Origin of the sequence: Cupriavidus laharis (assembly GCF_914271435.1) — a bacterium.
Taxonomy (GTDB): domain Bacteria; phylum Pseudomonadota; class Gammaproteobacteria; order Burkholderiales; family Burkholderiaceae; genus Cupriavidus; species Cupriavidus laharis.
Genome location: NZ_CAJZAI010000007.1, coordinates 284,565 through 308,681, shown reverse-complemented (window position 1 = coordinate 308,681; position 24,117 = coordinate 284,565). Strand labels below are relative to the sequence as shown.

The 24,117-nt window shown below is 67.4% G+C and carries 20 protein-coding genes; 16 read left to right on the top strand and 4 right to left on the bottom strand.

Going from position 1 to position 24,117, the window contains the following annotated elements:
* Positions 1–284: 284 nt before the first annotated feature.
* Both LDO29_RS16650 and LDO29_RS16645 read right to left on the bottom strand, forming a co-directional pair.
* Positions 285–1,421 (bottom strand): AI-2E family transporter, encoded by a 1,137-nt coding sequence (locus tag LDO29_RS16650; protein ID WP_224080886.1) that lies wholly within the window; start codon positions 1,419–1,421, stop codon positions 285–287.
* Between the two features lie 130 nt (positions 1,422–1,551).
* Positions 1,552–1,851, bottom strand: coding sequence for a hypothetical protein (locus tag LDO29_RS16645; protein WP_224080885.1), 300 nt, complete (start codon positions 1,849–1,851; stop codon positions 1,552–1,554).
* Positions 1,852–1,871: 20 nt separating this feature from the next.
* Between LDO29_RS16645 and LDO29_RS16640 the strand changes: the two genes are divergently transcribed.
* Positions 1,872–3,734, top strand: coding sequence for a diguanylate cyclase (locus LDO29_RS16640; RefSeq protein WP_318035506.1), 1,863 nt, complete (start codon positions 1,872–1,874; stop codon positions 3,732–3,734).
* Positions 3,735–3,798: 64 nt separating this feature from the next.
* Complete coding sequence (locus tag LDO29_RS16635; protein ID WP_224080884.1) at positions 3,799–4,140, top strand: hypothetical protein; 342 nt, start codon at positions 3,799–3,801, stop codon at positions 4,138–4,140.
* On the opposite strand, the gene LDO29_RS16630 is transcribed toward LDO29_RS16635, so the two are convergent.
* Together LDO29_RS16630 and LDO29_RS16625 are read right to left on the bottom strand one after the other, a co-directional pair.
* Positions 4,109–4,507, bottom strand: a complete 399-nt coding sequence (locus LDO29_RS16630; protein WP_224080883.1) for a nuclear transport factor 2 family protein — start codon at positions 4,505–4,507, stop codon at positions 4,109–4,111. The two genes, LDO29_RS16635 and LDO29_RS16630, sit on opposite strands and share 32 nt — an antisense overlap.
* 100 nt (positions 4,508–4,607) lie before the next feature.
* The gene (locus LDO29_RS16625) at positions 4,608–5,765 is read right to left on the bottom strand and encodes a CaiB/BaiF CoA transferase family protein (protein WP_253074130.1); all 1,158 of its coding nucleotides are present in this window, start codon (positions 5,763–5,765) and stop codon (positions 4,608–4,610) included.
* A 252-nt stretch (positions 5,766–6,017) separates the two neighbouring features.
* On the opposite strand from LDO29_RS16625, the gene LDO29_RS16620 reads away from it, so the two are divergent.
* The 14 genes from LDO29_RS16620 to LDO29_RS16555 all read left to right on the top strand — a co-directional run bounded on the left by LDO29_RS16620 (position 6,018) and on the right by LDO29_RS16555 (position 24,103).
* On the top strand, positions 6,018–6,824 hold the full coding sequence (locus LDO29_RS16620) for an IclR family transcriptional regulator (protein ID WP_224080902.1): 807 nt from the start codon (positions 6,018–6,020) through the stop codon (positions 6,822–6,824).
* Positions 6,825–6,912: 88 nt separating this feature from the next.
* The gene (locus LDO29_RS16615; protein WP_224080881.1) at positions 6,913–7,932 is read left to right on the top strand and encodes a tripartite tricarboxylate transporter substrate binding protein; all 1,020 of its coding nucleotides are present in this window, start codon (positions 6,913–6,915) and stop codon (positions 7,930–7,932) included.
* A gap of 95 nt (positions 7,933–8,027) precedes the next feature.
* Positions 8,028–9,203, top strand: coding sequence for an acyl-CoA dehydrogenase family protein (locus tag LDO29_RS16610; RefSeq protein WP_224080880.1), 1,176 nt, complete (start codon positions 8,028–8,030; stop codon positions 9,201–9,203).
* A 460-nt stretch (positions 9,204–9,663) separates the two neighbouring features.
* Positions 9,664–10,248 carry a GspH/FimT family pseudopilin gene (locus tag LDO29_RS16605; protein WP_224080879.1) on the top strand — a complete coding sequence of 195 codons (585 nt, stop codon included), beginning with the start codon at positions 9,664–9,666 and terminating at the stop codon, positions 10,246–10,248.
* Entirely contained in the window at positions 10,239–10,787 is a 549-nt protein-coding gene (gene pilV, locus LDO29_RS16600; protein ID WP_224080878.1) for a type IV pilus modification protein PilV, read from the top strand. The genes LDO29_RS16605 and pilV overlap by 10 nt, the downstream gene beginning before the upstream one ends.
* A complete protein-coding gene (locus LDO29_RS16595) occupies positions 10,784–11,524 on the top strand; it encodes a PilW family protein (protein ID WP_224080877.1) in 741 nt (246 codons plus the stop codon). Before pilV ends, LDO29_RS16595 begins: the two co-directional genes overlap by 4 nt.
* A complete protein-coding gene (locus tag LDO29_RS16590) occupies positions 11,521–12,099 on the top strand; it encodes a pilus assembly PilX family protein (protein ID WP_224080876.1) in 579 nt (192 codons plus the stop codon). Before LDO29_RS16595 ends, LDO29_RS16590 begins: the two co-directional genes overlap by 4 nt.
* The gene (locus LDO29_RS16585) at positions 12,100–15,459 is read left to right on the top strand and encodes a pilus assembly protein (RefSeq protein WP_224080875.1); all 3,360 of its coding nucleotides are present in this window, start codon (positions 12,100–12,102) and stop codon (positions 15,457–15,459) included.
* A gap of 3 nt (positions 15,460–15,462) precedes the next feature.
* On the top strand, positions 15,463–15,906 hold the full coding sequence (locus LDO29_RS16580; RefSeq protein WP_224080874.1) for a type IV pilin protein: 444 nt from the start codon (positions 15,463–15,465) through the stop codon (positions 15,904–15,906).
* 342 nt (positions 15,907–16,248) lie between these two features.
* A complete protein-coding gene (locus LDO29_RS16575) occupies positions 16,249–17,472 on the top strand; it encodes a formylglycine-generating enzyme family protein (protein ID WP_224080873.1) in 1,224 nt (407 codons plus the stop codon).
* A gap of 48 nt (positions 17,473–17,520) precedes the next feature.
* Positions 17,521–18,615: an HAD family hydrolase gene (locus tag LDO29_RS16570; RefSeq protein ID WP_224080872.1), complete on the top strand. Its 1,095-nt coding sequence runs from the start codon at positions 17,521–17,523 to the stop codon at positions 18,613–18,615.
* 107 nt (positions 18,616–18,722) lie between these two features.
* Entirely contained in the window at positions 18,723–20,432 is a 1,710-nt protein-coding gene (locus LDO29_RS16565; RefSeq protein WP_396022678.1) for an arylsulfatase, read from the top strand.
* Between the two features lie 58 nt (positions 20,433–20,490).
* Entirely contained in the window at positions 20,491–23,139 is a 2,649-nt protein-coding gene (locus tag LDO29_RS16560; RefSeq protein WP_224080870.1) for a fused MFS/spermidine synthase, read from the top strand.
* A complete protein-coding gene (locus LDO29_RS16555; protein ID WP_224080869.1) occupies positions 23,126–24,103 on the top strand; it encodes an AAA family ATPase in 978 nt (325 codons plus the stop codon). The genes LDO29_RS16560 and LDO29_RS16555 overlap by 14 nt, the downstream gene beginning before the upstream one ends.
* Positions 24,104–24,117 lie beyond the last annotated feature (14 nt).

The following is a 24,117-nucleotide window of genomic DNA, read 5'->3' as shown; positions in this document are numbered from 1 at the left end:
ACCGTGTTGTGGCGCGGCTTTCTCGTGCTGCACGAGGTCTCAAAGATGTATCGGCTATTCCGCCAAAACGAATAGCATTCGTCTTCACTTTGTGGGTAATCCTGAGGGCTACGCCGGCGAAACAGCGGCGCCCGCCAAGCACGCCAACCCAATCATCCCCCATCGATCCCGTACACGGCCTCGCGCATCCGTCTGCAATTTCTCGCCACCCATCGCCCCCGGCACCGTGCATTTCTTTCATGCCGTGATGCGGCGGTGCCTTCCATGGGCGGCGGCGCTGTCTTTCAGCTCACGCGAGGCGGCGCAGGCGACAGCGCCTCGGCCGGCTTCTGCTCCACCGCTTCGACGATGGGTGCCGGCTCGTCGACCCACAGCCAGAACATGCGGTAGCCCACCGCCAGCATCACCGGGCCGATGAACAGCCCGATGATGCCGCCGCTGATCATGCCGCCGAGCGCGCCGATGAGCACCACCGGCATCGGCACATCCACGCCGCGCCCGAGCAGCAGCGGCTTGAGCACGTTGTCGGCCAGGCCGGCCACGAATACATAGACGGCGAATACGATCGTCGCGACACTGGTGCCGTCCGTGGCAAAGACGTAGACGATCACCGGAACCGTCACCAGCGTGGCCGGCAGCTGCATGATGCCGAGCAGCAGCACTGCCAGCGCCAGCAGCCCTGCGCCGGGAATGTCCTTGACGATGAAGGCGACGCCGATCAGCATCATCTGGATAAAGGCGATCCCTACCACGCCCTGCGCGACGGCGCGGATGGTGGCGGTACACAGCTCCACGATGCGTTCCCCCCGGTCAGGGCCCACAATGCGCGACGCGATCCGCTGCGCGCTGCGTGTACCCATCTCGCCGTAGGCCATGATGATGCCGGCAATGATCAGCGCGAACACGAAGACGAGAAGGCCCGTGCCGAGCCCGGCCAGCTTGCCCAGCAGCGTCACGCTGACGCCTTTCAGTTGCGGGGCCACCTTCATCAGCAGGCCGCTCAGGTCCGTGGCGGCCTGTTGCCAGAACGCATGGAGCTGCTGGCCTACCAGCGGCCACCCGGCCACGGTATCCGGCGGCTGCGGGATACGCAGGTTGCCGTCCTTGACGACGTCAATGGCGCGCTCCACCGACTCGAACACGGCGACGCCAAGCAGGTATGCCGGCACCAGGATGATGGCGATGGAAAGCAGGATGATCAGCGTGGCGATGTGGCCCTCGCTGAGCCCCAGACGGCCGCGCATCCGCACCTGCAGCGGATAGATGGTGACGGCCAGGATCAGCGCCCAGACCACCAGGTCGAAGAACGGGTGGAAGATCTCGAAGCAGAAGATGACCAGCGTGGCGATCAGCCCGGCGCGGATCAGCACGTCGAGCAGCCCACGGGACAGCGCCCGCTCGGAAATGGATGTTTGCAGCATCGCTTGTCTCCTTGCAGGGCGCCGCCAGACGCCAGGCCGAATGGGACGCTGGCTGCGCGGGCGACTGCGGCAGGTGCACGGCGCAGAACGCCGAAATTCAGTCTAGGTCAGCCGGAGTGCCGGAACAAGCTCAGCGGGCGTGGTTGCCGGGCGCCTGCGTGCGTGGCTCCTGAGGCGGCAGCAGCACGGCAAGCGAGGGATTGAACGCCAGCCATGGCTGCCATGCCGCGCGCAGCATGTCGGCCCACCATTGGAAGGCATCTGCGAACGGAATCGGTGGAAGCGGCGCCAGCCAGGGCTCCATGGCCGCGAAGGAAGGCGTTGCGCGGATCTGGATGGAGATCACTTCGGCATTCTGCTCGGGCACGCTGCGCCGCATGAACTCGATGTCCATGGTCGGAAGATGTGCGGTGATGCTCGCTTCTGGCATGGTCGGCGACTCCTGGTCGAATGGGATGGATGGGAGGGATCCTTCGCCCTATTCTTGGCGACGAATGTGTCAGTGGCAAGCTGCAGCGTCCGCGAACCGGGCTCCCGCGGGCAGTTGCCGACGGTACACTCACGCGGGAACGCAACGTCGCAGGCAGTCCAGGGAGACCCGGCATGTGCCCCTTCAGCCCGTCAGCGTCGCACTTGATGCGCCTCTGGCACCGCGCCAGCACAAGTCCGCGGCGCACGGTCGTTCTGTGTTTCGCGGCTGTTTTCGCGGTCACGGTGGTGCTCGCCGGCCGCCAGTACTTCCTGGTGCGCGCGCGTGATCTGGACTTGCGCGCGCACCGGCTGGAACTGCAGGCCATGGCGCTCGATGCCGGGCTTCACGGCGGCAAGCGCCAGATGCGGTTCCTGCGTGGCAGCGCGGAGCGCCTGTACGCCGAACCGTCGCCGCGCGCGCCGGTGCCGGACCCGGCTGTCCGGAACGCGCTTGCGGCGCGCGCCAATCCCTTCTGGAGCCTGCGGGTGCCTGACGCCGATGCGCCCATCCGCGGCATCGGCGCGCAGGAGCTGGCAGCCGTTCCCGGCATGGAGCGGTCTGAGGCCGCCCTCATCCGCGACCTGGACGTGGCCCGGCTGATGAGTCAGTTGCTGCCTGTGCAGCACGAACTGGTCGTCGAGCTGGAGAACGCCTTCTTTATCACCACGACGGGCGTTGTGGTCGCGTATCCGTCCCAGCCGGACGACCGGGTCGCCGATCTCTTCCAGGCGTTTGCGCACTCGCGGCTGCTGAGGCTCGCACGGGAGCAGCCGGGCGAACATGACGTGACATTCGACCCCATCCATTCGCGGAAACGTCCAGGCGGGGCCCGGTTGTTGCTGGCCACCCCGGTCGTTCACGGCGGTGTGGTCCGGGGGGCGATTGTGTTCGATGTTCCGCAACACGTGTTCCAGGACATACTGCGCCCGCCGGCGACGTCAAGCGGGAAGCAGGCATTGCTGGACGAGCGCGGCACGCTGATCGCATCCGACGAACCGGACTTTGTCGTTGCTGACGGCGACTGGCTGAAGACGCTTCCCCGGCGTTGGACCGGCGTGTCTGTACCGATGCTGCTCCGGGCCGGCAGCGGGCGCGAGCGTTCGGGGCAGGATGTCCTGCTGTTCAGGAAGCTGGACAATGCCGATCTGGTGCTGGTCGATTACGTGCCGGCGGGAACGCTGTTCCTGGCGGTTGCCAGCCAGTTCGGCGTGCCGTTCATCGGGGTATGGCTGCTGTTGGGCATCCTGCTGTGGTCGACGCTGCTGGTCGTCGACCAGCTCCTGGCCAGGCAGATGCGGCTCAGCGACTCACTGCGCGAGCTGGCACGCGTGGATGCGCTGACCGGGCTGGCGAACCGCCGCGGGCTGACGGTCGATTTCGACGGGCTCACGCAACGGCGGCATATCGATCGCCCCATTGCGCTGCTCATGATCGATATCGACCACTTCAAGCGCGTCAACGATAGCTGGGGCCATGCGGCGGGCGACGAGGTGCTCAAGCACCTGGCGACGGAGATCAGGGCGATCGTGCGCCCGCACGATATCGTCGCCCGCGTGGGAGGCGAGGAATTCTGCGTCCTGCTGCCCGACACCACGGCGGAAACCGCGGCACATGTCGCCGAGCGGCTGCGTGTCGCCATTGCAGCCGCGGTTTGCATGCCGGACCGGGCGCTGTTGCCGGCCAAGGCGCCGGGCAGGGAAATCCGTTACACGGTGTCGATCGGCGTGGCGGAACTTGTCATGGACGGATGCCAGAACCTCGAAGCGCTGGCCGCGGCGGCGGACCAGCGGCTCTATGCCGCCAAAGAGCAGGGCAGGAACCGTGTGGTGGCGCACGTGTGATTTGACGCAGCGGACGAACAGGAGCACGCTTTCTGCATCGTTCCACCATCAAGCGGAGCCCGCCATGCCCACCGACGATTTCAAACCGTTCAAGGCAACCCTGGCGATGCTGCTGCGCGACATGCCCGCCGGCACCACTGCCGATTTTGCCGACGTGGCCGTTGCCTATTGGGACGGCACACGCGTGGCGGGTTTCTATCTGCGTGACGGCGGGCGGCTCGATGAAGAGTTCGACTTCGATGAGAACGCATGGGAGAACTGGCGCGACGAACTCAGTGCCTGGCTGGCCGCGCCGCGCTTCAGCGAGCGCGACGAACTCAAGGCTCGCCTGTCCCAGCCCGGCGGGGCCGCCGGCAGCGCGTGCCAGTCGACGCTTACCTGGCTTCCGGTTGCTGCGCAGCGCTGAAAGTCTTGTTGGCAATACCCCACACCCCCTCGATTTCCAGCAGCGTGAAGTAGTCGGTAAACGTCACGCCCGGATACTGCAGCACCACCTTGGCCGTGCCGGCGTTGCCGGTGACATCGAACTGCGTGATGAAGCGCTTGCGCTGCGCTTCGTCCGCCGCGGGCTCGCCGTGGAAGCGTGCGGCGATAAATTCGTCAACAGTCAGGCTGTAGTGCACGCCGTCGCGAAACGAGAGGATCCGGGCGTCAGGGTGGAACGCCTTGCGGATGTACTCGGCCTTGCCGGTGGCATGGCCCCTCAGGTAGTTCTCGACGGGCTCCAGGGCGGCAAGGTGCTGCGTCGTCGATGCGGTTTCGCGGGATGTCATGGTCTCCTCCTGTCCAGGCTGCGCCCGGGGCAGGGCCCGGGCATGGTTCAAAGGAGCTTATTGTATTCCAAAATTGTATGCAAAAAATATCGAGGCTCACTTAGATCACCCCCGCCCGGTGCAACGCTTCCTGCGCTTCCGGATCCAGGCCCAACTCGCCATAGACTTCCGTGTTGTGTTCGCCAACGGCCGGACCGGTGCGCGGCACGGGCGGAGCGTGTCCGGAGAACCGCGGCACGACGCATGGTGCAGGCAATGAGCCGAACTCCGGGTCCGGCAGCCGCGTAACCACCTGCCTCGCGCACAGGTGCGGATCGGCCAGGATGTCGGCCATACCGAAGACCTTGCTGAACGGCACGCCGTGCCGCTCCAGCGCTGCGCCGGCCGCTGCATAGTCATGTTGTGAGAACCAGCCGGCGACGATGGCATCGAGCCTGTCGATGTTCCGCACCCGGTCGACGTTACCGGCGTACTCGGCGCTAGTGGCCAGCTCCGGCTTTCCCATGGCTTCGGCCAGGCGGGCGAAGGTGGCGTCGGAAGAGGCCACCACCGTCACCCAGACGTCATCCCCGGTGCGATACATGTTGGACGGCGCGGCATATGTCGTGCGGTTGCCCGCGCGCTGGCGGGCCTGGCCCAGTTGCTCGTATTCGACCGCCAGCGGGTCCAGCAGGCGGAACATGGCCTCGGTGGCGGCCAGGTCGATTTCGCGCGCCGGGGTGCCGCGGCCGCTGCGCTGCTCGGCAATGGCGGTGGCGATGGAGAAGGCGCCGAACAGGCCGGCGATCATGTCGCCGACCGGATAGTTCATGTGCAGCGGCCCGCTTTCGGCGGTGCCGGCCAGGTTGGTGAAGCCGCTCATGGCCTCGAAGATGCGCGCAAAGCCGGGCCGTGTGGCGGCGGGCCCGGTCTGTCCGAAGCCGGTGAGCCGCAGCACGACGAGCCGCGGATTCGCCGCGCGCAGCGTCCCGATATCCAGACCCCAACGGTCCAGCGTGCCGGTGCGGAAGTTCTCCACCAGCACATCGAAACGGGGCAGCAATCGCAGGAAGATCTCCCGGCCCTGCGCCGTGCGCACATCGAGCGAAATGCCGCGTTTGCCGCGATTGGTGACCTTCCAGTAGAGCGGGCTGCCGTCCTTCACCGGCGCCAGCGTGCGCAGCGGATCGCTGCCATCAGGCAGTTCCAGCTTGACCACCTCGGCCCCCATGTCTGCGCACAGGGTGGCGGCAAACGGGCCGGCGACCACCGTGGCCATGTCGAGGATGCGCACGCCTGCCAGCGGGCCTTGCGCGGAATCGGAACAGGTCGTGGAACCGGTCGTGAAGCCGGTCGTCGGTGCTGCAGGGGATGCCTTCATGGGAATGACTGGTGGGTTGCGCTTCCAGGCAAGGTGGCAGGCGGCACGGCCCTGTGCAAGCACGGTTCCGCACAGCGAAACCGTCGTGATACAACGTTGACTTCCCCCCTTGCGGAAACGAGCATGGAAAGCACGCAACGCCACCCGGAAATGGAACGCAACCCGCTGCCAGGCCTCGCGAGTTCCGATGAACTCTCCGTCGATCGCCAGTTCGCAACCAACCTGGCGCGCGGCCTGGACGTGCTCAGGGCGTTTACGCCCGACCGCCCTGTCCTGGGAAACCAGGACATCGTGGAACGCACCGGCCTGCCGAAGGCGACGGTCTCCAGGCTGACCTACACGCTGTGCCTGCTCGGGTTCCTGAGCCGGGTGGCGTCGAACCAGAAGTACCGGCTGGGCGCAGGCGTGCTTGCGCTGGCGTATCCGATGCTGGCCGGGCTGGCCATCCGGCAGATTGCCAGGCCGCACATGGAAGCGCTGGCGCGGGAGACCGGATGTACCGTCAACCTCGGCATGCGCGAGCGCCTGTCGGTGGTGTACGTGGATAGCTGCCGCCTGGATCCGGCCAACTTCTACCAGCCCGACATCGGCAGCACGCGGCCGCTGCTGAGCAGCTCGATCGGGCGGGCACTGCTGCTGGCCTGCGACCGCGAAGAGCGCACCGCGGTGCTGAACCGGCTGCGGGTGGAGGACCCGGAGCGCTTTGCCACGGAAAAGCCGATGTGGGCGGCCGAGCAGAAGCATTTCGCGGAGCACGGCTTCTGCCTGAGCCGGGGCGAATGGCGACGCGAGATCCATGCGATTGCCGCCCCGATCCGGCAGTCGCTCCAGCAGGACGCGTTCGCACTGAATTGCTCGGTGTCGGCCTTGCGCAATGCCGGCGACCAGCTGGTTCGCGAGGTAGCGCCAAAGCTGACGGAGGCCGTCCGGCAGATCGAACTGGCCTGCGCACGATAGCAGTCGTGGTGCCACGTCCCCGGGGCGCCGCGACGGCGAGATGACCTGCTGCTCATGAAGACGGCGGGCACCCCAACATGGAGACGTGATGAACTGCTGCAAGGAACGGAGCCGGCACCGCCATGCCGGCGTGATCGCATGCATGGCGGCATGGGTATTCCTTGGCACCGCCGGCCTGGCCGGCGCACAGGAGCCCGCGGCTGCCATACGCTTTCCGGAACACCCGGTCCGCATCATCGTGCCGTTCTCGGCCGGCGGCGTGGTGGATTCCGTGTCCCGCATCATCGCCGAACGCGTGGCGCAGATCCTGCAGCAGCCGGTCATCGTCGAGAACAAGACCGGTGCGGGCGGTGCCATCGGCACCGACTTCGTCGCCAAGTCCGCGCCGGACGGGTACACGCTGCTCGCCGTCAGTCCAAGCCATGTGGTGGGGCCGTTGCTGAACAGCGCCATCACATGGAACGCGGAACGGGATTTCCGGGCCATTGCCGGCTTCGGGGTGATCCCGAACGTGATCGTCGTTCCCGCCGCGTCGCCGGCCAAGAGCCTCGGCGCACTGCTGAACGCCGCGCGCAGCCAGCCAGGCGCGATCACCTATGCGAGCGCGGGGGTCGGTACCTCGAACCATCTTTCTGGCGAGCTGCTGGCCCAGATGACGAATGTCAGCCTGACGCACGTGCCCTACAAGGGACAGCCGGAAGCGCTGTCGGACCTGCTCGGCGCGCGTGTGTCGATGATGGCGCTGACCATCGCGATTGCCAGGCCCCAAGTGCAGAGCGGCAAGCTGCAGGCGCTTGCGGTCACGTCGTCACGCCGTTCGGCCGCGCTGCCGGGCGTACCCACTGTCGCGGAAGCGGCCAGCATTCCAGGCTATGAGGTCGGTGCGTGGTTCGGGCTGGTGGCGCCGCGCAAGACGCCGGACGCCGTGGTGAAGAAGCTTGCCGATGCCGTCGCGCAGGCCGTTGCCAACCCGGACATGGCCCGGCGCCTGACCGATCTCGGCATGGACGTCGCACCGCAGTCGGCGCCGGCCTTCGACCGCTACATCGCCAGCGAGTCCCAAAAGTGGGCGCGGGTGCTGAAGACCGCCGGCATTGCCACGCAGTAAGCGCCGCGTCGCGCTGCGAGCGGACAGGCACCGCTCGCGGCCGCCACGCGGTTCGTCAACCTTCCCACCTGTCCGATACTCATACCCATACCGCCATGATCAAGGATCCCGCCCGCCTGCAGGCGCTGCTTGCCACTATCCGCCAGTTCGTGATCGAGACCTGCATCCCGCAGGAAGCGCTGATCGATCGCGACGACTGCATTCCCGAACCGCTCGTCGATGCCATGCGCCGGCTTGGCCTGTTCGGGCACAGTATCCCGGAAGCCTATGGCGGCGCCGGACTGACCTCGGAAGAACTCACGCTGGTCAACATCGAGGTTTCGCAGGCGGCCACCGTGTTCCGGGCCCGATTCGGCGGCAATACCGGCATTGCCTCGGAGTCGCTCGTCGTCGACGGCACGGCCGCGCAGAAGGCCCGCTACCTGCCGCGCCTGGCCTCCGGCGAGATCACGGGCTGCTTCGCATTGACCGAGCCCGAGGCAGGGTCGGACGCCACGTCGCTGCGCACCACCGCGACGCGCGACGGCGACCACTATGTGCTCAACGGCACCAAGTGCTTCATCACCAATGCGCCGCTTGCGGATCTCTTCACCGTCTTTGCCCGCACCGAGCCGGATACGCCGGGCGCACACGGCATCAGCGCGTTCCTGGTCGAGCGCGGTACGCCCGGCCTCGACACCGGCATGGCCGAGCGCAAGATGGGACAGCACGGTTCCCCCGTCGGCGATGTGATCCTCAAGGACTGCCGGGTTCCTGCCAGTGCAATCGTCGGCGGCGAGCCGGGGCGCGGCTTCACCACGGCCATGAAGGCGCTCAACAAGCAACGCATCAACCTGGCGGGCCTTTGCATCGGGCCGGCGATCCGGCTGGTCGACGAGATGGTGCGCTATGCCCGCGAGCGCGAACAGTTCGGGCATCCCATCTCGGAATACCAGCTCGTCCAGCAGATGATTGCCGACAGCAACACCGAACTGCACGCCGCGCGTGCACTGGTGCTGGAAACGGCGCGCCGGCGCGACAGCGGCGAGGACGTGACCATGGAAGCGTCGATGTGCAAGATGTTTGCGTCCGAAATGGCGGGACGCGTGGCCGACAGGGCCGTCCAGGTGTTCGGCGGGAGCGGCTATATGGCGCGCACGGTCGCCGAGCGCTTCTACCGCGACGTGCGCGTGTTCCGTCTTTACGAGGGCACCACGCAGATCCACCAGCTCAATATCGCCAAACGCACCATGGCCGCGCGCGCAGGCGCGCTGGAGCCCGGCCGCTCCTGAAGCCGGTGGCTCGTGCCGACGGCCCGGTTCCGTCGGTCACGACCATGCGCCGCCATCGCAACGCTGGCGGTTCGCGCAGCATCTCGGGCGCGACAATTGTCTGTCGCGCCCCTTCCACTTTGTCCCGCCAATGTCCCGTTGATAGACCAAAGGCTCCGGTCTTATCCTTCGTACTCGCTGCGCAACGGCCACGATTCGTGGTTGTGCCGAGAGAGAGAAGGGCCGGGGCGCAGCGTCCATCGCACAAGTCTTGCCAGCAGAAAGAGCACCTCTCGCGGTCCCGGCGCAAACCAGGCCGGCCCCCGCATGAAGGACGGGCTGTGCGTCGCAGGGTTGGGGTCAGGGCGCAGCTCGCACAGAAGAGCCGCCGCTACAAAAACACAATGTCGTAGGGGTCAGTCAATGGGCAACTCTCTTTGCGAGCGGGGCAGGGCGGCGCTCGCCTGTCGGATGTGACGACATGGCGAATGCATACGGCAACCGGCCGGCGCCATGGCGCGGCCGGCGGGGGCGCACGCATCCGCGCGGCGTCTCGCTGATCGAGTTGATGGTCGCGCTCGCCATCCTGGCGATCCTGGCTGTGGTGGCAGTGCCGTCGTTCGTTACCACCCTGCAGGGGGCGCGCATCTCGAATGGCGTGAACGCCTTGGTGGGCGATCTCCAGCTTGCGCGCAGCGAAGCCATGCAGCGCGGCTTGCCGGTGAGCGTGTGCGTGTCGTCGGACGGTGGGACCTGCTCGAAACGCAATACCTGGCAGGACGGCTGGATCGTATTTGCCGACGACAACGGGACGGGTGTCCTGGAGGAAGGTGAAGCGGTACTGCGTGTGCGGCGCGCCTTGCCGGGCGGCGACACGTTCACGGCGGAGCCGGAAGCCAGCGCGATCACGTACGGCCGCGACGGCTTTGCCCGCAACCTGCAAGCCGGTGGCGTGACGCTGGCCTTGCGGACGGAGCCTGCCAATGCACCGCTGACCCGTTGCGTGGCGGTGAGCCAGGTCGGCAGGCAGATCATCGTTTCCAGCGGAGTGGGGCAATGCGTCTAGCCAGCCGGGCCGGGCGCAGCGCCGGTTTTTCGATGATCGAGGTGCTCGTCACCGTGGTGATCACCGCCATCGGCCTGCTGGGCCTGGCCAAGATGCAGGCGGCCGCGCTCGGCAATACGCATGTGGCGCGCGTGCGCTCGCTGATCGCGTTGCAGGCGGAGAGCCTGGCCACCATGATGCAGGCCAACCGCGCCTACTGGGCCGCGGCAACCGTGCCGGCACGCGTCGTCATGCAGGGCAACGCGGTCACGGAATCCGGTGCGGGCAATCCCCTGAATACGCCGGCCAACTGCCGCGACAGCGCATGCAATCCGGCCCAGCTTGCCGCCGCCGACCTGCAGGCCTGGGCCGCCGCCATGCAGGCGCGCTTTCCGGGCTACGGCGCGGTGCTCGACTGCGTAAACATGGCCGCCCCGCCGGTCAGCTGCTCGGTCACGGTGAGCTGGGGCGAGAAGTACGTTGCCATGCACCGCAACACCGCGCTCGGCGCGCAGGCGCAGACCAGCGTGCAGCGCTTCACCTTGCATATCCAGCCATGAACAAGAAAACGATGCGCCCGTGCAGGCGGGCAAGCCGGAAGCTGTCCGGCTCGGTGCTGGTTGAAATCCTGGTCGCGATGGTGATCGCCCTGTTCATGCTGAGCGGGCTGCTGGCCGCGTTCCTCGGCATGCGCCAGGCGCATGCCGACCAGGACCGCCTTGCGGCGCTGCAGGACAACGAACGCCTGGCGCTGACGGTGCTGACCGATTCGGTGCGCGCCGCCGGGTATTTTCCTGATCCGCTGAACGGCTCTGTGCTGACCGCACTGCCGTTTGCCGAAGGCGATTTCGGCCAGTTCGCGGCGGGGCAGGGCATCGTCGGACGCAGCGCCGCCAATGGGGCTGGCGAAGCGCTGACCACCCGCTACATGACCGCCAGCGGCGACGGCGTTACCAACTGCCTGGGGCAGACCAACACCTCCGGCGATACGCAGGTCTACACCAACACCTTTGCCGTGAGCGCGGCGGGCGAGCTGACCTGTTCGCTCGACGGCAATGCGCCGGTCGCGCTTGTGGGCGGCATCACGCGATTCGCCGTGCTGTACGGCACCGACGGTGCCGACTCCGGCAATGTCGACCGCTACCTGAGCGCCGACGAGGTGACGCGCGCCAACCTCTGGCCGCTGGTGCGCTCGGCGCGGATCGCGCTGACCTTTGCCAACCCGAACGCCAGGCAGCCAGGCCAGCCTGCAAGCACGAACTGGGAGCAGACCGTCGGACTGCTCAACCGGCTATGAGCAAGATCCGTCCCCAATCCCGGCGGGGCCGGCGTACCGCCGGCGGCTTTGTGCTGGTTGTCGGCATGCTGTTCCTGGTCATCATGACGCTGTTCGCGGTAGCCATGTTCCGCAGCGTCGGCGTGCAGGAAAGCATTGCCGGCAATACCCGCGACAAGCAACGCGCGTTCGAGGCCGCGCACAACGCCATGAAGTACGGCGAACGGTGGCTCGGGCTGGGCAAGGGCGGCACCGGCACCGATTGCGAGGCCAGCGTCACCACGGCTACCGCGCCCAACGGCATCCAGGTCTGCCGCGCGGCGCTGGCCAGGCCGATGGCGCTGCCTTGGGCTACCCGCGCCGACTACCGGCCGCCGACCATGACCGTGGCCGCCGGCGGCGGCATGGCCGGCGCCGACATCAACTACCAGCGCCAGCCCGGGCTGTATGTCCAGTATCTCGGCGCGACCCCGGACCAGCGCTTCCAGCTCTACCGCGTATCCGCCGCCGGCTTTGGCGGCAATGAGGACACCGCCGCCGTGCTGCAGAGCACCGTCGAGGTGGGCGACGGCATTACCGATCATGGGAGCCTGTAAATGAAGACAACGGATGCACACCTGGCAACCCTGCTGGCCGTCGCCGCCGTCGTGCTGGTGGGCAACGCGCGTGCGCAGATGGTGGTGGCCGATACCTTCACGGGGGCATCGTCCTCGCAGAAATGGCGCCCGATGGCAGGAGCCTGCCTCACGGCCGGCAACAACACGGGAAGCATTCCCGCCTGCGGCGGGCTGCCCTACTACCAGGGCAAGGTCCTGGTGGGCGGCGCGGATGGGCGCTTGCCGGACAGGCCGGGCAACGGTGCGCTGCGCCTGACCAATGGCGACTATCAGTCCGGCGGCAGCAACGGCGACCGGCAGAACGGCGCCATCGTGTCGGATTTCACCTTCCCGGCTGGCCAGGGTCTGGACGTCACGTTCACGGCCGTCACGTATGGCGGAGACAACTTCGAAGGCCGCGGCGCCGACGGCATCAGCTTCTTCCTGGCCGACGGCAGCCGGCCTGCCACGGTCGGCGCGCTCGGCGGCAGCCTCGGCTATAGCTGTGCCAACGGCAACCCGATCTATGACGGGGTGGCCGGAGCGTATATCGGCCTCGGCATCGACGAGTTCGGCAACTTTTCCAACAAGAGCGACAACACCACGACCGGGTCCGGACCGAATGGCGGGGCTGGCACAACGCCGGGTCGCATCAGCCTGCGCGGTGCCGGCGACGTGAACTGGGCTTCGTTGTCCGCACGCTATCCCCAGTATTACCCGGCAGGCCTCAACGACGTATTGCGCGGGCTCGCGGTGCGGACCACCTGTGCGACCGGCGCCCTGTGGGATTTCAGCGCGGCGCGTACGAATTACAGGGGCCAGTACGTGTCGGGCACGGCAAAGACGACTGCGGAGAAGGTGGCGCTGAACTACAACTACATGGCTCACAGCGACCCCGGTATCCCGCTGTCCAACCAGCAGGGCGTGGCCAGGCCGCTGCGCGGCAAGGCCACGCCGATCACCTATGCCTTGCGGCTGACACAGAATGGCCGGCTCAGCCTGTCCTACAGCGTGAACGGCGGCGCCACGCGCACCGTGATGAACGACAAGTCGATCGTGGAGTCGAACGGCCCGCTGCCGCCGACGTTCCGCTTCGGCTTTGCCGGGGGCACGGGCGATGGCAGCAACGTGCATGAGCTGCTGTGCTTCCGCGCGGCGCCGGCTGGGCAGTCGGCAGGGTCGGCTGGTGCGAACCTGCAGGAATCGTCGCGCGTGGAGACCGGCACGCAGATCTACAAGGCCTTCTACCAGTCGACCAACTGGTCGGGCGCGCTTACCGCGCACGACCTGGTGTCCGACGCCAACGGCGTCGTGTCGATCCACCCGCAGGCCAACTGGAACGCAGGCTGCTCGCTGACCGGCGGCAGCTGTGCGGAAACCGGCAAGAGCGTGACGGCCCAGTCGCCGGACTCGCGCACCATCCTGACCTGGGATGGCATGCGCGGGGTGCCGTTCCAGTGGGCCAGCCTCACGCCCGCACAGCAGGCCGTGCTGACCGCCGGCGACGCCAGCGCGACCGACGCGCGCCTGCGCTACCTGCGCGGCGATCGCAGCAAGGAAATCAACAGCGCCGGCGCGGGCACCTTCCGCGCGCGCGGCAGCGTGCTGGCCGACGTCATCAATGCCAGCCCGAACTGGGCCGGCAATCCGTCCGCGCCGTATATCGGCCCGTGGGCCGACGCGCTGTATCCCAAGGCCACCATGCCGGAGCGCGACGGCAAGGCCCAGGCCTACGCGCAGTACAAGGCGGCTCACGCCGAGCGCCAGAATGTGGTCTATGTCGGCAGCAACGACGGCCTGCTGCACGGCTTCCGCGCGGGCCGCTACGGCAAGGACGGGCGCTTCGCCAGCGATGCCGGCACGCCCAACGACGGCCGCGAGATACTGGCCTACATGCCGGGTGCCGTGCTGGACATGATCCACAGTACGGACAAGCACTATGACTACAGCGCGCCCGAGTATGCCCACAACCTCTATGTGGACGCGACGCCCGGTACCGGCGACCTGTTCTACGGCGGTGCCTGGCATACCTGGCTGGTCGGCGGCCTTGGCGGCGGCGGCAACGCAGCGGGGCCGGTGGCGGACAAGGCCGGCACGGCCAGCGGAACGCTGTACGCACTCGATGTCTCGGATCCGTCCCGGTTCAGTGAAGCCAATGCGGCCAGCCTGGTGATAGGCGAATGGTCGTCGGGCAATATCGCCTGCACCAACGTGGCCGACTGCGGCAAGCGCCTGGGCAGCACCTATGGCACGCCGCAGGTGCGGCGGCTGCACAACGGCGAGTGGGCCGTGCTGTTCGGCAACGGCCTGAACAGTGCGGCGGGTACCGCCGGCCTGTTCATCATGCTGGTGGATCCGCACAACGGTGCCGCCAGTTTCCGTTATCTCGACACGGGCAGCGGCGCGGCCGGCGGCGCGAAGAACGGCATTGCCCATGTCACACCGGCCGACCTGGACCGCGACCATATCACCGACTATGTCTATGCCGGCGACGCGCTGGGCAATATCTGGCGCTTCGACCTGACCTCGTCCAACCCGGACGACTGGCATGCCGCGGCAAAGCCGCTGTTCTCCACGGACGGTGCGCCGGTGACCACGTCGCTGATTGCGGCGTCGGTACCGGGCAAGGGCACGACCGGCAAGCCGCGCATGCTGCTGAGCTTCGGTACCGGGCAGCGGCTGGAGCAGACCCAGACCAGTGCGGCGGCATTTGCTTCCGGCACTCACCATCTCTATGGCATCTGGGACTGGGACCTGGCCGGCTGGAACGCCAAGGCGGGCGCGGCCGCGCAGTTCACCGCGCTGGCCACGCAGGACACCTTCACGCGGGCCAGCCTGCAGGCGCAGTCGGTCACGGCCACGCTGGCGGCTACGGCCAATGCGCCGGCCTTCCGCGCGGTCAGCCGCAACGACGTCTGCTGGAAGGGTGCGTCCGGTTGCACGGGCAGCAACGGCCGCATGGGCTGGGTGTTGCCACTGCCGGACGCGGGCGAACAGGTCGTCTACAACCCGGTCCTCAGCCATGGCATGGTGATCGTCAACACCATCATCCCGGCGGCGTCCCAGGTGCTGAGCTGCGACGACAGGCTTGCGCGCGGTTTCACCATGGCGCTCTCGCTTGGCTCGGGCGGTGCGCTGGCCAAGTCCTTCTTCGGGCCGGAAGGCCTGGCCGTGCCAAACGCCGGCGACGGTGCCATCAGCGGCGTCGGCCTGAACGCCACCGGCGCTTCTACCATCGTCAACACCGAGAAGGGCGGCAGCTTCCTTGTCGCGCAGACGGTCGACGGCAAGGGCGCCACCATCAAGATCAATCCGCCCCCGCCATCGGTCCGGCGGCTCAACTGGATCCAACTGCGTTAAATCATGACGACACGCCAACCTCGCCTGCACGCTCCCGCCGCGAACGGATTCACCCTGATCGAACTGATGGTGGTGGTGGCCATCATCGCGATACTGGCTGCGATCGCCTATCCCTCATACACGGAGAACGTGCGGACCTCGCGCCGCACCGATGCCAAGACCGCGCTGCTGGACCTGGCTACGCGCCAGGAGCGCTTCTTCAGCATGCAGAACCGCTACACCGCCAATCCGGCCGATCTGGGCTACTCGCGTTTCCCTGCCGACGTGCAGACAAGCGGGCAGATATTCTATCGACTCGATGTGCGGCAGAACACGACAACGACGTTTGTGGCGACCGCCACGCCGGTCGGTGCCCAGGAGGGCGATGCGTGCGGCAGCTACACGATCGATCACTTCGGTGCCCAGGGTAATGTGAACAACACGCGGCCGAGCGCACAGTGCTGGTAGGCGCGCCCGCTTCCCGAATGCAATGCGCCTGAGGCTCTCCGGATTGCTGCATGGCAGGCGGTGGCCCGCACATTGCTTCGATGGGTGATGTGCGGGTCGCGGCATTTTTTCCCGGGACGCATCCTCGTCGGCGCAAGAGTTTCCTCACTATCCCGCCGAATTGGTGCATCCGGTGATCAACCCATGGCGCGTGGCGGGCCTTGCCGGAGATCGCTCGGGCTGTCGATGCGAAATATCTAAAATCACGGTCCGAGAAAACTCAATTCCGTTTCGCTTTTCCTTCTGTAACGATAGCTTCGGGGTGCGCTCTACGCACCATTTGTGCTTTACGGAGGAAGAGTCATGGGCAAGAAGCGCCGGATTGCCGCCACGGGCATGGCGCAGGCGGAGGGCGCTGCGACGGCGGTGGCCGCGCCGCCGCGCCGCTGGCGTGGTGCCATGGTCGCAATGCTTGTGTGCGCCGGTGTCGCGGTGGGCGTTGGTGCGACCTGGTGGGCCCAGCACGGCCGGCACGGACAGGCACAGGGCATCGTTGTCGGCGATGGCACCCGCGGCCCGGCCGGCATGGTTCACGTTCCGGGCGGCGAATTCCTCATGGGCAGCGACAGCAAGATGGCGCAGGCCAACGAGAAGCCTGCGCACAAGGTGCGCATCCACGGCTTCTGGATGGACCAGCACCATGTCACCAATGCCGAGTTCCGCAAGTTCGTCGAGGCTACCGGCTACGTCACCACCGCGGAGAAGGCGCCTGACTGGGAAACCCTGAGGGTGCAGCTCCCGCCCGGCACGCCGCGCCCGCCCGACAGCGCGATGGTCGCGGGCGGCATGGTGTTCGTGGGCACCTCGCGGCCCGTGCCGCTGCAGGACTATTCGCGCTGGTGGCGCTATGTGCATGGCGCCGACTGGCGCCATCCGGGCGGGCCGGGCACGTCGATCGAAGGCAAGGACAATCATCCGGTCGTGCAGGTCTCGTATGAGGACGCACAGGCCTATGCCAAGTGGGCCGGCAAGCGCCTGCCGACCGAAGCCGAGTGGGAGTTCGCCGCGCGCGGCGGCCTGGAGCAGGCCACCTACGCGTGGGGCGAGAAATTCGCGCCGGACGGCAAGCAGATGGCAAACGTCTGGCAGGGGCAGCAGATCCAGCCGTTCCCAGTGATCAGCCCGAAGGCGGGCGGCGCGCTGGGCACTAGCCCGGTCGGCACGTTCCCGGCCAATGGCTACGGCCTCTATGACATGACCGGCAATGCCTGGCAGTGGGTGGCGGACTGGTACCGCGCCGACCAGTTCCGGCGCGAGGCCGCACTGGGCAAGCGGATCGACGATCCCGCAGGTCCCGTGGCGTCATGGGACCCGAGCGAGCCCGGCGTGCCCGTGACTGCGCCCAAGCGCGTCACGCGCGGCGGCTCCTTCCTCTGCAACGAAGACTATTGCCTGAGCTACCGGCCCAGCGCCCGGCGCGGCACGGACCCGTACAACAGCATGTCGCACCTGGGCTTCCGGCTGGTGATGGACGACAGCCGTTGGGCCGAAATGCGCAAGCAGCAGCCACTGGCCATGGCGCGGTAGCCGCGTCGCCCGCCTACAACCCCTTTTCCAACGACAGGAGCGCGCGTGATGGAACTCTCCGCCCTCAAGCGGCCCGGCCGCAACCCGTTGCGCCCGGCGCTTGCCGCGCTGTGCCTGGCCGTGCTGGCGTTTGCCGGCGTCAACCTGGGCGGGTGCGCGGCACCGCCAGAAGCCGGTGCCACCGCGGCAGGCGTCCAGTCGGCGCAGGCCCCTCAGGCAGCCGAGCAGGCCCTGCCTTCATGGCGTGACGGGCCAGCGCGGCAGGCGCTGCTCAAGTTCGTCGCCGATACCACGCGCGCGGGATCGCCGACCTTCGTGGCGCCGGAGGACCGTGTCGCCGTGTTCGACAACGACGGCACGCTGTGGAGCGAGCAGCCGCTCTACTTCCAGTTCTTCTTCCTGCTCGATCAGGTCAGGGCGGCAGCGCCGAAGCACCCGGAGTGGAAGAGCAATCCTGCGTTCAAGGCGCTGATGGCCAACGACATGCAGGCCCTGATGCGCAACGAGAAGCAGCTGCTGGCACTGATCGCCGCGGCCAACAGCGGCATGACGGTGGAGGAGTACGACCGCACCATCCGCGCATGGCTCGCGCAGGCCAGGCATCCCAAGCTGCAGCGCCCCTTCACCGAGCTGGTCTACCAGCCGCAGCTCGAGCTGCTGTCCTACCTGCGCGCCAATGGCTTCAAGACCTACATCGTCTCGGGCGGCACCATCGAGTTCATGCGGCCGTGGACGCAGAAGGTCTACGGCATTCCGCCCGAACAGGTGATCGGTTCCTCGCAGGCGGTCAAGTACGCGGTGCGCGACGGCAAGCCGGTGCTGGTGCGCGACCCGAAGCTCGATTTCATCGATGACGGGCCGGGCAAGCCGGTTGGCATCTACCGCCATATCGGCCGCCGCCCGATCCTTGCCGTGGGCAATTCGGACGGCGACCTGCAGATGCTGGAGTACACCACCGGCGGCGATGGTCCGCGCCTGGCCGTGCTGGTCCACCACGACGACGCCGAGCGCGAGTTCGCCTATGACCGGCAGTCCAAGGTCGGCAAGCTCGACAAGGCGCTCGACGCGGCCAGGGCCAAAGGCTGGACCGTGATCAGCATGAAGCAGGACTGGCTGCAGGTCTATCCGGCCGGCAAGCCATGAGCATTACGTGAGCAGCAGTGAACTGACCGTAACAGGTCAACGAACGGAGGCGGAACATGCACCGAGTTGAAGAAGGCATAGCGAAAGGACGGGGCTCCAGGCTGGTGATGCTGGCCATGGCCGCCGCCGTGTTCACGATCGCGGGCTGCGGCAAGAAGGAGACGCCGCCCAAGGAGCAGCAGCCAGCGGCACAGGCGCCCGCCGCGGCGCCGGCACCCGCCGCGGCCGCGCCTGAGCCGGCCAAGGAGAACCCGCCAGTGGCGGCCAATGCGCCGGTTGCCGCGGCATCCGCGCCGGCGATGGCGGCCGCCGCGCCGTCCGGCAAGAAACCGAACATCCTGGTCATCTTCGGCGATGACATCGGGCAGACCAACATCAGCGCCTACAGCCACGGCGTGGTGGGCTACCGCACGCCCAACATCGACCGCATCGCCAGCGAAGGCATGATGTTCACCGACTACTACGGCGAGAACAGCTGCACGGCGGGCCGATCCACGTTCATCACCGGCGAGGTCGGGCTGCGAACGGGCCTGCTGAAGGTCGGTATTCCGGGGGCGCCGGTCGGCCTGCAAGCGCAGAACGTGACCATCGCGCAGGCGCTCAAGCCGCTTGGCTACGCGACCGGCCAGTTCGGCAAGAACCACCTGGGCGACCGCAACGAGTATCTGCCGACCGCGCACGGCTTCGACGAGTTCTTTGGTAATCTGTACCACCTCAATGCGGAAGAAGAGCCCGAGCGTCCGTACTATCCGAAGAACGACCAGGCCTGGGTGAAGGCGAACGGGCCGCGCGGCGTCATCCATTCCTTCGCTGACGGCAAGGTGGAAGATACCGGCCCGCTGAACCGCAAGCGCATGGAAACCATCGACGACGAAACCACGGCGGCGGCGATCGGCTTCATGGAGAAGCAGGTGAAGGCTGACAAGCCGTTCTTCGTGTGGATGAATACCACGCGCATGCACCTGTTCACGCACGTACGCGAGTCGATGCGCGGACAGAGCGGCATGCCGGGCAACGAGTATGCGGACGGCATGATCGAGCACGACGGCGACGTCGGCAAGCTGCTCAAGGCGCTCGATGACCTGAAGATCGCGGACAACACCATCGTGGTCTACAGCACGGACAACGGCCCGAACCAGTTCTCCTGGCCCGATGCGGCGACCACGCCGTTCCGCAGCGAGAAGGACACCAACTGGGAAGGGGCATTCCGTGTGCCGGCAATGGTGCGCTGGCCAGGCAGGATCAAGCCTGGCACGGTGTCCACGACGATGATGTCCGGTCTCGACTGGTTCCCGACGCTGCTTGCCGCCGCCGGCGATGCCGACATCAAGGATCGCTTGCTCAAGGGCACCAGCATTGGCGGAAAGTCGTTCAAGGTGCACCTCGACGGCTACAACTTCGTGCCATACCTGACCGGGCAGAGCAACGTGGGTCCACGCCAGGACTTCTACTACTTCAACGATGATGGCGTGCTGGTGGCGATGCGCCACAATGACTGGAAGTTTGTCTTCTGCGAGCAGCGCGAGCCTGGCGGCTTCCAGGTGTGGGCCAACCCCTTCACCTGCCTGCGCGTGCCGAAGGCGTTCAACCTGCGCATGGACCCCTATGAGCGGGCGGACGTCGTTTCCGACCAGTACTATGACTGGACGGCGAAGAATGCCTACATGATCAGCTATGCGTCGTCGCGGGTGGCGCCGTTCCTCCAGACGTTCAAGGACTACCCGCCCAGCCAGCGGCCGGCAAGCTTCACCATCGACCAGATGACCGAGGCGTTGATGAAGTCCCTCGACAAGGGGGCGGGGGCTGGCGCGAAGTAATTCCGGCGGCAATGGCTGGCCGGGTCATCCCGGCCAGCCTCTTCACCAGGATCGCACCATGAGAGAAGCGCATGCCGGCGCAAACGCCGGCAAGCAGCAAGCGCGGCACAGATCTGACAAACCGCGGCGCGCGGAAAGCGCCGCCTTGCAGGCAGGGCAGGACCAGTTGGCGCATGACGGCGCCGTGCTGGCACCTGCCCTGTTGCTTTTCGCGTCCGGCGCGGCCGGACTGATCTACCAGGTTCTCTGGATCAAGCAGCTCGCGCTGGTGGTCGGCGTGGATGTGCACGCCGTCACCACTGCCGTGGGCGCCTTCTTTGCCGGGCTCGCATTCGGCGGCTGGCTGCTCGGACGCGTGGCCGACCGCCATGCACAGCCGCTGCGGCTGTATGCGTGGCTCGAAATCGCCGTGCTGGTGCTGGCCATTGGCGCCACACTGGCGCTCGCTCGCGCCGCCGCGCCATTCGCATGGCTGGAAAGCCGTGTCGGCCTGCTGGCCTGGGCGTTGCTGTTCGTGCTGGTGATCCTGCCTGCGGCGGCCATGGGCGGCACGCTGCCGGTGCTGATGCGCATGCTGGCGTCGCGCGCGGGACAGGTCGGCACACATGGCGGACGCCTGTATGCCGCCAACACCGCGGGTGCCATTGCCGGCACGCTGCTGGCGGGCTTCGTACTGATCCCGTGGCTCGGCATTACGGGCAGCGCGCTGGCTGCGGCCACGCTCAACGGTCTTGCCGCCGCTGCCGCGCTGGCCCTTGCGTCGCGCACGGTGCCGGCGGAAGAACCGGTCACCACCGCTGCCGCGCCAGCATCCACACAGCCCGCGCGCGATGCCGGCGATGGCCGGCTGGCGCTGGTGCTCTATGCTGCTGCGGGCGGCATCGCACTTGGCTATGAGGTGGTGTGGTCGCAGGCCATCGTGCAGTTCATCAGCACGCGCACCTTTGCTTTTGCGGTGGTGCTGGCGACCTATCTTGCGGGCCTTGCCATCGGCAGCGCACTGGCGGCGCGGCGGGCCGATCGTGCGCGCGACCCGTGGGGCGCGTTTGCGATGCTGATCGCCGCGGCTGGGCTGGTGGCGCTGCTCGAAATCGTGGTGTTGGGCGAATGGCTGCTGCAGATGCAGGCGGCGGTATCGGCGTGGGTGCAGTCGGCCACGTCGAGCGGCCTTGCTGCCGCTTGCGCGAGCTTTGCCGTGGCGGCGCTGTGCGTGGTGTTCGTGCCCACGCTGCTGCTGGGCGCTGCGTTCCCGTTCGTGCTGCGCGTAGGCGTGGACAATCATCGGCTCGGCGCCGGTGTCGGCGCAGTGGTGGCGCTCAATACGCTGGGCGGCATCGTCGGCACGGCGGTGGCGGGGTTTGTGCTGGTGCCGCGCATTGGACTGGTGCATACGCTGTCGCTGCTGGCGGTGGGCGCCGGCATTGTCGGCGTTGTCGCGGTGGCGCTTGGCTCGGGCGTGAACAAGCTGGCGCGCTGGGCGGTACCGATGGTGGCGCTGCTCGCGGTGATCGCCGCGGCGCTGGCGCCCGCCGATCGGCTCGCCACGCTGCTGGCGCGCGCGCGCGGCGGCGAGATGGTGTTCTACGAGGAGGGCCGCGGTGCCACCGTGGCGGTGGTAAAGCAGTCGTCGTCGAGCCACAGCTTCAACCGCCTCTATATCCAGGGCGTGTCCAATTCCGGCGACACCATGACGTCGCTGCGCTACATGCGGTTGCAGGCACTGCTGCCGCTGATCGTGCACAGCGGCACACCGCGCTCGGCGCTGGTGATCGGCCTCGGCACGGGTATCACGGCCGGTGCCACGCTGGCGTATCCGGGCCTCGAGCAGCGCGTGGTGGCCGAATTGCTGCCGCCGGTGCTGCGTGCCGTGCCGCAGTTCCAGGGCAACTACGGCGTGGCCGGCGACAAGCGCGTCGACATCCGCCTGCGCGACGGCCGGCGCGAGCTGCTGCAGAGCGACCAGCGCTACGACCTGATCACGCTGGAGCCGCCGCCGCCTTCGGCCGCGGGCGTGGTCAACCTGTACTCGGCCGACTTCTATCGCCTTGCGGCAGCACGGCTGCAAGCGGGTGGACTGGTCGCGCAATGGCTGCCGCTGCCCACGCAGAACGATGAAGACACGCGTTCGCTGGTACGCAGTTTCCTCGACGTGTTCCCGCACGCGACGCTGTGGACCACGGAACTGCACGAGATGATGCTGGTGGGCTCGCTGTCGCCCATCACGCTCGATGCGGCGCGCATCCGCCAGCGCTTTGCCCAGCCCGACGTCGCCGCGGCGTTGCAAGCGGTGGGCGTGGCCTCGCCGGCTGCGCTGCTGGCGACCTGGGTGACGGACCGCGCGGGCCTGGAGCGCTATGCCGGCGACGCGCCCGCCGTGACCGATGACCGCCCGCGCATCGAATACGCGGCCTGGGTGCGGCGCGCCGAGTTCCCGCAGGTCCTGCAGCGCCTGCTGACGCTGCAGACCGAGCCGCCGCTGACCGGGGCCGATGCCGGCCTGATCGCCGACATCGGGCTCGAACGCGACACCCTGCACACCTTCTACACCGCCGGCCTCGATGCCTATTACGGCGACCGCGACGCCTGGGCGCTGCATATGCAGCAGGTGATGCGCACCGATCCTGACAACCCTTACTACGCCTGGTTCGGGGGTGGCCGCCGAACACCCGGCCCGGCACCATCGAGGAACGCCCATGAGCACCCGTGACGACGTGCTGGCACTGCAGCAGCGGATGAGCGAAGCCATCGTCGGCCAGCAGCACATGATCGAGCGCATGTTGCTGGGCCTGCTCGCTGACGGCCACCTGCTGGTGGAAGGGCTGCCGGGCCTGGCCAAGACGCGTGCGATCAAGGTGCTGGCGCGGAACCTGGAGGCGAAGCTGTCGCGCATCCAGTTCACGCCGGACCTGCTGCCGGCCGATATCACGGGCTCCGAGGTGTACTACACCGAGGGCGGCAAGGGCGAGTTCCGCTTCCAGGCGGGGCCGATCTTTGCCAACCTGGTGCTCGCCGACGAGGTCAACCGTTCGCCGGCCAAGGTGCAGGCGGCGTTGCTCGAAGCGATGGAAGAGCGCCAGGTCACCGTCGGTGGCGTCACGCACAAGCTCGACCCGCTGTTCCTGGTCATGGCCACGCAGAACCCGATCGAGCAGGAGGGCACCTACCCGCTGCCCGAAGCGCAGATGGACCGCTTCCTGATGCACGTGAACGTGACCTATCCCGAAGCCGACGCCGAGGCGCAGATCGTGGCGCTGGCGCGGGCCGAGGAGTCCGGCGCTGGTACCGGCGCACAGGCGGCAGCCGTGCAGAAGCTGGCACCCGAAGTCATTTTCGCCGCGCGTGCCGAGATCCACGGCATCCACGTGAGCGACGCGGTCGCACGCTACATGGTGGCGCTCGTGCATGCCACGCGCGAACCCAAGGCCGTCGACGACGAGCTGGACCGCTGGATCCAGGTCGGCGTGAGCCCGCGCGGCTCCATCGGGCTGGACAAGGTGGCGCGCGCCCATGCCTGGCTGCACGGGCACGACTTCGTGTCGCCCGAGGACGTGCAGGCTGTCGTGCATGAGGTGTTCCGCCACCGCCTGATCCTGTCATACGAGGCGCACGCGGCCGGTGTCAGCGCCGACGCCGCGATTGACCGCCTGGTGCAGCAGGTGGCCGTAGCCTGACATGGCGGGCGGCG